We start from the raw sequence: 7,409 nt of genomic DNA, 5'->3' as shown, positions 1-7,409 counted from the left end.
AAAATTAGTTCAATACGCTGCCGGGTTCAATTTTTTTGAGGTACGCGGTACTGCGTTGCGTGCATAGCGGGCGGTTATTGCGGAATATGCCGAAACCTGTGCAGATCTGGCTTTCCGACAGCGAAAGCCTTAGACTCCACCGGCGTGGCGCGGTGTCCCTTGCGCCAAATTACGACAGATAAATCAAAGGAGTGCAGGCCAAATGACAAACGAAACAATTGGTGTTGTTGGTGTTGGCCTTATGGGGCACGGGATTGCCAAGAACCTGCTCGCGGCAGACTATCCTGTCACGGTGATCGCCCACCGCAACCGGACCCCGATCGAGAGCCTGACAGCACTTGGCGCGGTTGAGGTCAGCGACCTTGACCAAATGGCGGCGGCGTGTTCGGTGATCCACATCTGCGCCCCCGGATCGCCGCAGGTCGAAGAGATCGTCGGCGCGCTGTTACCAGCGCTCAAGCCCGGCAGCATCATTGTCGATTGCTCGACGTCTGATCCGACATCCACAATCGCATTGGCGCAGAAACTGGCAGAGGTCGGGTGCCATATGGCCGATGCGCCACTTGGCGGCACGCCAGTGCAAGCCGAGCAGGGGGAATTGGCCACAATGGTCGGGGCGGATGCCGGGATTTTCGCGCGGCTCGAACCGGTGATCGCAAGCTGGGCTGGCGCGATTGTGCACATCGGGCCGTGTGGGGCTGGGCACAAGATGAAGTTACTGAACAACTTCGTCTCGCTTGGCTATGCCGCACTTTATTCCGAGGCGCTGGCGCTCTCGCGTAAGGTCGGCATTTCGGTGGATCAGTTTGACTCCGTCATTCGCGGAAGCCGGATGGATTGCGGTTTCTATCAAACCTTCATGGGCTACGCGGTTGAGGGCAACCGCGAGGCGCATAAGTTCACGCTGACCAATGCACTCAAGGATTTGCGCTATCTTGAGGCGATGGCCGACAATGTCGCGCTTGCCAATCCTATCGGCAATGCGGTGAAAAATAGTTTCGCTCTGGCCAGCGCCGCCGGGGGCAGCGGGCCAGAGGATTATGTGCCGCATCTCGTCGATTATGTCGCGCGGCAGAACGGCTTGGACTAGAAGACACCATAGTATGTGGCCACCTTGTCAGCCCAGTGCCGGTCAAGGGCGGCGGTATTTTCAAGCTGCGGACTGGCGTCCAGCGTCGCTGCATCAATCGTGAGCACTGTTTTGGTATCGGCGTTGCCGACAGTTTCCACCAGATTGATCGGCAGGACACGCTGTGTTTCGGGCAATACCACGCCTGTATCAACGGCAAGGTGACTGACGGTCAGGTCCGCCGAACCAGCCAGAAGGCCAATCACCTTGCCAAGGTTCTCTTCTCCGTGACAGGCGACAGAGCCCGAGACATTGCGCGCTGAAAACAGCCTGCCGTCCGGTGCGTTCTTTTCCAGAAACGTGGCGGCGACATCCTTGCTTGATGGTCCAAGGATCAATGAGGGGATGTCACTGAATTGCAGCCCGTCATCAAGGCCCACCTTTTCAATGACTTCCAGATTTTCCACGTCAGCTTTGGTCAGTTGCAGCGTCACCAGACGGTCGTCCGGGTCGATCTTGCCAATTTTGTCGGCTGAAACGACGACGGTATGATTGGACAACAATCCGCCCGTATCAATGGCGAGGTGTTTGATCTGCATTGTCTTCCGGTCAACGAAGGCATCAATGATTGAGGCCTTGAAGTCCTCGGCTTCGGCAACAAATCCAAAAATATCGTTTACTGAAAATAGCATGAGAAATTCCTTTCTTTCTAAGTATCGTAATAGTGATGAAACGTCCGGTAGCGCGGGTGGCTGGAACGGATTGGTCGCGACGGTACGGCCAGTGACTGGCGATGCCTTGCGCAGATTTTAAGGGATTAGAAGGCTACGGCGCGGCCACACTTGCGGACGGCATATTCATGCGTCGCAGGCGCTCCAGGTCGGTCTTGCTGTGGCATTCCGCCCCTCTTTCTTGCGTCGTTTCGCGCCGATCACGGTCGGCTTAGCCTACCCTGATATAGGCTTTATCAAGAAAAAATTCAATATTTGCGCATATTTTCGCCAAAAGCGGTGCGTCATTTCAAAACATCGCTGCCGATTAAATTGTGCGCCCGGCACGGTTTCTGCCGGACAGCCAGGTCTGTTCACTCTTTCGGGTTCTCGTCGATTTCCTCCTGTACCTGTCCCCATGCCAGCATGGTAAAGACCAATGTGCCGCCAACGATGTTGCCTGCAAGGACGGGCAAGAAGAATGCAAAGACAGCGTCTCCTGCCGTTGTTGCGCCAGTGACCAGCAAGAACCACATCTCGACCGATCCGGCCACGATATGCGCGAAATCCCCTGCTGCGATCAGCCATGTGATCGCCACGATCAGCCAAAAGACAGAATGCGTTGACTGCGGGATCATCCACACGAGAGCTGCGACCAGAATACCCGCCGGAATAGCGCGCATAAACGCTGTTGCCGGATCATACCCAAGCGCATGTTCGGACAGCGCTGCGATCGCCGGAAGCAGATCCGATGGAATAGCGGGCGTGAATGCAAACAGACTGGCCGCCGCCAGCGCACCCACCACATTTGCCGCCAAGACAATGCCCCAGAGCTTCAGGACACTCGTTAGCATGTGGGGTGTCGGTTTGGCGACCAACGGGAATACGGTCGTAATCGTGTTTTCGGTGAACAATTGCAGCCGCCCTAGGATCACGAGCAGGAATCCGAAGCTATATCCAAGGTTTTCAATCAAATGACGGCTGGGCATATCGGGCAAATAGGTGCGCAGGATTGCCTCGCCAAGAACGGAAAAGCTGATCATCAGGCCTGCCGCTATGCCGGACCAGATCAATGATTTGGCAGGTCTTTGCAATGCCTCTTCGCCCTCGCGGCGGATCACCTCGTATATCAGGCGCGGCGCAAGGCTGGTGGCATCTTCGATGGTTTGCTTTTCTTTATATTTCGTCATGAAATCACCTTTTCCTGTTAGAGGAACTAGCTGAAATCATGCGAAATTCAAAGAACCGGCAAATTGCATCGCTTTATCGAACCATGCCTGCGCGTCGTTGGAGGTGGGCGCTGGGCAATGCGACAGCTGCCGTACGGTAAGGGCACAATCAGTTGTGTTTTTCCAAAACCAAGGTGTTGTCTGTCCCGAAAAAATTGAGCACAAAACAGCATGTCTGGCACTTTGCGGTTTTACCCTGCACAGTGCGTCACAGTAAAAAATCAAATCATCGCCTTAACCAGCAGGAGACCTCTATGTCGATATTTACCAAGGATCACAGTTTCACGCGTGCGCGGAAAATGCTTTCGGTGTCCGCCCTCGCCCTCGTAATGACCTCGGTGTCTGCCAACGCTGAAACCCTGCGCTGGGCACGTGTCGCTGATGCGCTGACGCTTGATCCGCATTCCCAGAACGAGGGCCCGACCTCGACATTGCTGCACCACATCTATGAAACGCTCGTCGGGCGTGCGACAGACGGGTCTCTGACACCGCGTCTGGCAACGGATTGGCGCATCAGCGAAGAAGACCCTTCTGTCTGGATTTTCACGCTGCGCGAAGGTGTGACGTTCCATGATGGTTCCGAGTTCAATGCCGAAGATGTCGTGTTCTCGCTCAACCGTGTCCGCGCCGAAAGCTCGGGTTTCAAGGCGCTGCACAGTGCCGTTGAAAGCGTGTCTATGGTCGATGACTATACCGTCCACGTCAAAATGACCGGCCCGTCGCCGCTTTACGTGCAGAACCTGACAAACACATTCATTATGGACCAGGGTTGGGCCGAGGCAAACGACGTAGTTGAACCACAGAACTTTGCCGCTGGTGAAGAAAACTTTGCCGTGCGCAACACCAACGGAACCGGCCCTTACACACTGGTGTCGCGTGATCCCGAAGTGCGCACTGTGATGGCTGCGTTTGATGGCCACTGGGACGAAACCCCAGCCGTGACCGAGATCATCTACACCCCGATTTCAGAGGCCGCGACCCGCGTTGCCGCACTGCTGTCAGGCGAAGTCGATGTGGTACAGGATGTGCCCGTGCAGGATATCGCACGCCTTGAGCAAACCGAAGGCGTCAAGATCACAACCGGCCCTGAAAACCGCAACATCTTTTTCGCCTATGACATGGTGTCGGATACATTGCGGTCCTCTGATGCACCGGATAACCCGTTCAAAAAGCCTGAAATCCGCGAAGCGATGGCCCTCGTTCTGGACCGCGACGCGATCCAGCAGGTTGTGATGCGTGGCCAGTCACAGCCATCTGCGGCCCCGTTGCCGCCATTCGTGAACGGCTGGACCGAAGAGATGAACGCTTACGGTTCACCAGATGTGGAACGCGCCGCGCAGCTTGTGGTGGAAGCGGGTTATCCTGACGGGTTCTCGGTGGATCTGAACTGCCCGAATGACCGTTATCTGAACGACGAAGCGATCTGTCAGGCGATGGTGGGTATGCTGGGGCGCGCGAATATCAACGCGAACCTTGTGTCACAAACACGCAGCCTGCACTTCCCGCTGATCGAGAACTGGGAAACCGATTTCTATCTGCTGGGCTGGGGCGTGCCGACATTTGACAGCGCCTATGTCTTCAACTTCCTCGTGCACACCCGTGAAGACGCCTATGGCAGCTTCAACGGTTCGCGTTACTCGAACCCCGAACTTGATGCAAAGATCGAATCATTGGAGACGATGACAGATCTGGAAGCGCGCGATGCGACGATCGCTGAAATCTGGGATCAAGTGATGGAAGACCGCGTTTTCCTGAACGTGCACAACCAGATGCTGGCCTATGCGATGCGTGACGACATCAACCTTGATGTGCATCCTGAGAACCAGCCGAAGATGACAACTGTCACTTTCAACAACTAATACGTCTTGAACCTTTTGCCCGCGTGGTTTAGCGCCACGCGGGCAATTTGTATTTGTGTCAATGGGGCTGACCTATTCGCACAGCAATGAGGGGGCTGTTCCAGAATGTTGGCCTATATCATCCGCCGTATCCTGCAATCCGTCTTGGTGATGCTTGTCGTGGCTTTGGTGTCATTTGCCCTGTTTCGTTTTGTCGGTGACCCGATCAATTCGATGGTCGGACAGGAAACGTCGATTGCCGACCGCGATGCGTTGCGCGACCAGTTGGGCCTGAACGACCCGTTCCTCAGCCAGTTCGCGACATTCGTGACCCGCGCCGCCCAAGGCGATTTTGGCATTTCCTACCGCTTGCAACAGCCCGTGATGGAACTGATCCTGTCGCGCTTGCCAGCAACGTTGGAACTGGCGCTGGTGTCGGGGGTGCTGGCGTTTGTTTTTGGTGTCGGCTTTGGTGTTTATACCGCGCTCCGGCGCAACGGTTGGGTGTCGAACACGATCATGACGGTGTCATTGATCGGCGTGTCGCTGCCCACCTTTCTGATCGGTGTGCTGCTGATCTGGGTTTTCGCGGTCGAGCTGCAATGGCTGCCCAGTTTCGGGCGTGGTGAAACGGTTGAGATCGGCGGCTGGACCACCGGTTTCCTGACACCCACAGGGCGCGCCTCTTTGATCCTGCCTGCGATCACGCTGGGGCTCTATCAGATGACGCTGATCATGCGTCTTGTCCGCGCCGAGATGCTTGAAGTGCTGCGCACCGACTATATCAAATTCGCCCGCGCCCGTGGCCTGAGCAATCGCGCGGTCAACTTTGGCCATGCCCTCAAGAACACCATGGTGCCGGTGATTACGATTACCGGTTTGCAATTGGGGTCCATCATCGCTTTTGCCATAATCACGGAAACCGTCTTCCAGTGGCCAGGTGTGGGCGCCTTGTTCATCAATTCGGTCCGCTTTGTCGATGTGCCGGTGATGGCGGCCTATCTGATGATGATTGCGCTGGTGTTCGTGATCATCAACCTGATCGTTGATCTGCTTTATTATGCGGTTGATCCGCGGCTGCGCGTCGATCGCGCGGCGACACGGCATTAAGGATTTACTGACATGAACCGCCTTGCTCGCATGTGGGACAGTGATATCGCGTGGTCCTTTCGGCATTCACCAGTCGCAATTGTTGCCGCAGTCATTGCATTGATTATTGTTCTGGGGGCCGTCTTTGCACCCTGGATCGCGCCCCATGATCCGTTCAATTCGGCGTCGCTGAACCTGATGGACGGTTTCACGCCGCCTGGTGAGCCGAACCAGTTCACCGGCAATACCTATTTGATGGGCACCGACAATCAGGGCCGCGACATCTTCTCGACGATCCTTTATGGCGCGCGGATCTCGCTATTTGTGGGCTTCTCGGCCGTGGTGTTTGCACTGGTGCTGGGCATCGGGCTCGGGCTTTTGGCCGGGTGGCGCGGTGGCTGGGTCGATAGCCTGATCATGCGTATTGCAGATGTGCAGCTCTCGTTTCCGTCCATCCTGATTGCGTTGCTGATCTTTGGCGTGGCGCGCGGCTTTATCCCGCCCTCGATGCGTGAAGAGGTGGCGATCTGGGTATTGATTGTTTCGATCGGCCTGTCGGACTGGGTGCAATATGCCCGCGTCGTGCGCGGTGCCGCCATGGTCGAGAAATCCAAGGAATACGTGCAGGCCGCCCGCGTCATTGGTGTTCACCCTGCGCGCATCGTCTTGCGCCATATCCTGCCCAACGTGATGGGACCTGTGCTCGTTATCGCGACGATCGGTCTGGCGCTTGCGATTATCGCCGAAGCAACGCTGTCCTTTCTTGGCGTCGGCGTGCCGCCGACACAACCCAGCCTTGGCACGCTGATCCGGATTGGCCAGCAGTATCTCTTCTCTGGCGAATGGTGGATTTTGCTGTTTCCGGCCATCGCCCTCTTGCTGCTCGCTTTGTCGGTTAACCTTTTGGGTGACTGGCTGCGCGACGCGCTGAACCCACGGCTAAGGTGACAAATATGACCGATGCTTTGCTGTCCGTCCGCAACCTGCGGGTCGAATTCCCCACACGTCGCGGCGTCTTGACCGCGATTGACGATGTGTCCTTTGACATTAAGCCTGGCGAAGTGCTGGGGGTCGTGGGCGAATCCGGTGCTGGCAAATCCTTGACCGGTGCTGCGATCATCGGCCTGCTGGAACCACCGGGGCGCATTGCTGGCGGTGAAATCCTGCTGAAAGGCGAACGGATCGACAATCTGGGCGCCGAAGCCATGCGCCGCATTCGTGGTAAACGGATCGGCATGGTGTTTCAGGACCCGCTGACAAGCCTGAACCCGCTCTATACCGTCGCCCAGCAGTTGAGCGAGACCATCCGCACCCATGCGGATATTTCCGAAAGTGAGGCACGCAAAAAGGCCATCGCCTTGCTTGACCGCGTGGGTATTCCTGCGGCTGCGCGGCGCATCGACGATTACCCGCATCATTTTTCGGGCGGCATGCGCCAGCGCGTTGTCATTGCCCTTGCACTTTGCGCCGAGCC

At 56.5% G+C, this 7,409-nt stretch carries 7 protein-coding genes; 5 read left to right on the top strand and 2 right to left on the bottom strand.

The genetic code is table 11. From position 1 onward, the window contains the following. The first annotated feature begins 178 nt into the window (after positions 1-178). Positions 179-1,090, top strand: a complete 912-nt coding sequence (locus VGP75_RS06635) for an NAD(P)-dependent oxidoreductase (RefSeq protein ID WP_327542903.1) — start codon at positions 179-181, stop codon at positions 1,088-1,090. On the opposite strand, the gene VGP75_RS06630 is transcribed toward VGP75_RS06635, so the two are convergent. Next, positions 1,087-1,761, bottom strand: coding sequence for a hypothetical protein (locus VGP75_RS06630; RefSeq protein ID WP_327542901.1), 675 nt, complete (start codon positions 1,759-1,761; stop codon positions 1,087-1,089). The genes VGP75_RS06635 and VGP75_RS06630 overlap by 4 nt on opposite strands. Before the next feature lie 392 nt (positions 1,762-2,153). Then, positions 2,154-2,969: a formate/nitrite transporter family protein gene (locus VGP75_RS06625; RefSeq protein ID WP_327542900.1), complete on the bottom strand. Its 816-nt coding sequence runs from the start codon at positions 2,967-2,969 to the stop codon at positions 2,154-2,156. 293 nt (positions 2,970-3,262) lie between these two features. On the opposite strand from VGP75_RS06625, the gene VGP75_RS06620 reads away from it, so the two are divergent. The 4 genes from VGP75_RS06620 to VGP75_RS06605 form a co-directional block, all read left to right on the top strand. Continuing rightward, on the top strand, positions 3,263-4,867 hold the full coding sequence (locus tag VGP75_RS06620) for an ABC transporter substrate-binding protein (protein WP_349256072.1): 1,605 nt from the start codon (positions 3,263-3,265) through the stop codon (positions 4,865-4,867). A gap of 105 nt (positions 4,868-4,972) precedes the next feature. After that, positions 4,973-5,956 carry an ABC transporter permease gene (locus tag VGP75_RS06615; protein WP_327542899.1) on the top strand — a complete coding sequence of 328 codons (984 nt, stop codon included), beginning with the start codon at positions 4,973-4,975 and terminating at the stop codon, positions 5,954-5,956. A gap of 12 nt (positions 5,957-5,968) precedes the next feature. After that, on the top strand, positions 5,969-6,883 hold the full coding sequence (locus VGP75_RS06610; RefSeq protein WP_327542898.1) for an ABC transporter permease: 915 nt from the start codon (positions 5,969-5,971) through the stop codon (positions 6,881-6,883). Positions 6,884-6,888: 5 nt separating this feature from the next. Next, the coding region (locus tag VGP75_RS06605; protein ID WP_327542897.1) for an ATP-binding cassette domain-containing protein at positions 6,889-7,409 on the top strand (521 nt) is incomplete at its 3' end.

It is taken from the genome of Yoonia sp., from assembly GCF_036007805.1.
Taxonomy (GTDB): Bacteria; Pseudomonadota; Alphaproteobacteria; order Rhodobacterales; family Rhodobacteraceae; genus Yoonia.
This window is presented reverse-complemented; position numbering and strand designations above follow the sequence as displayed.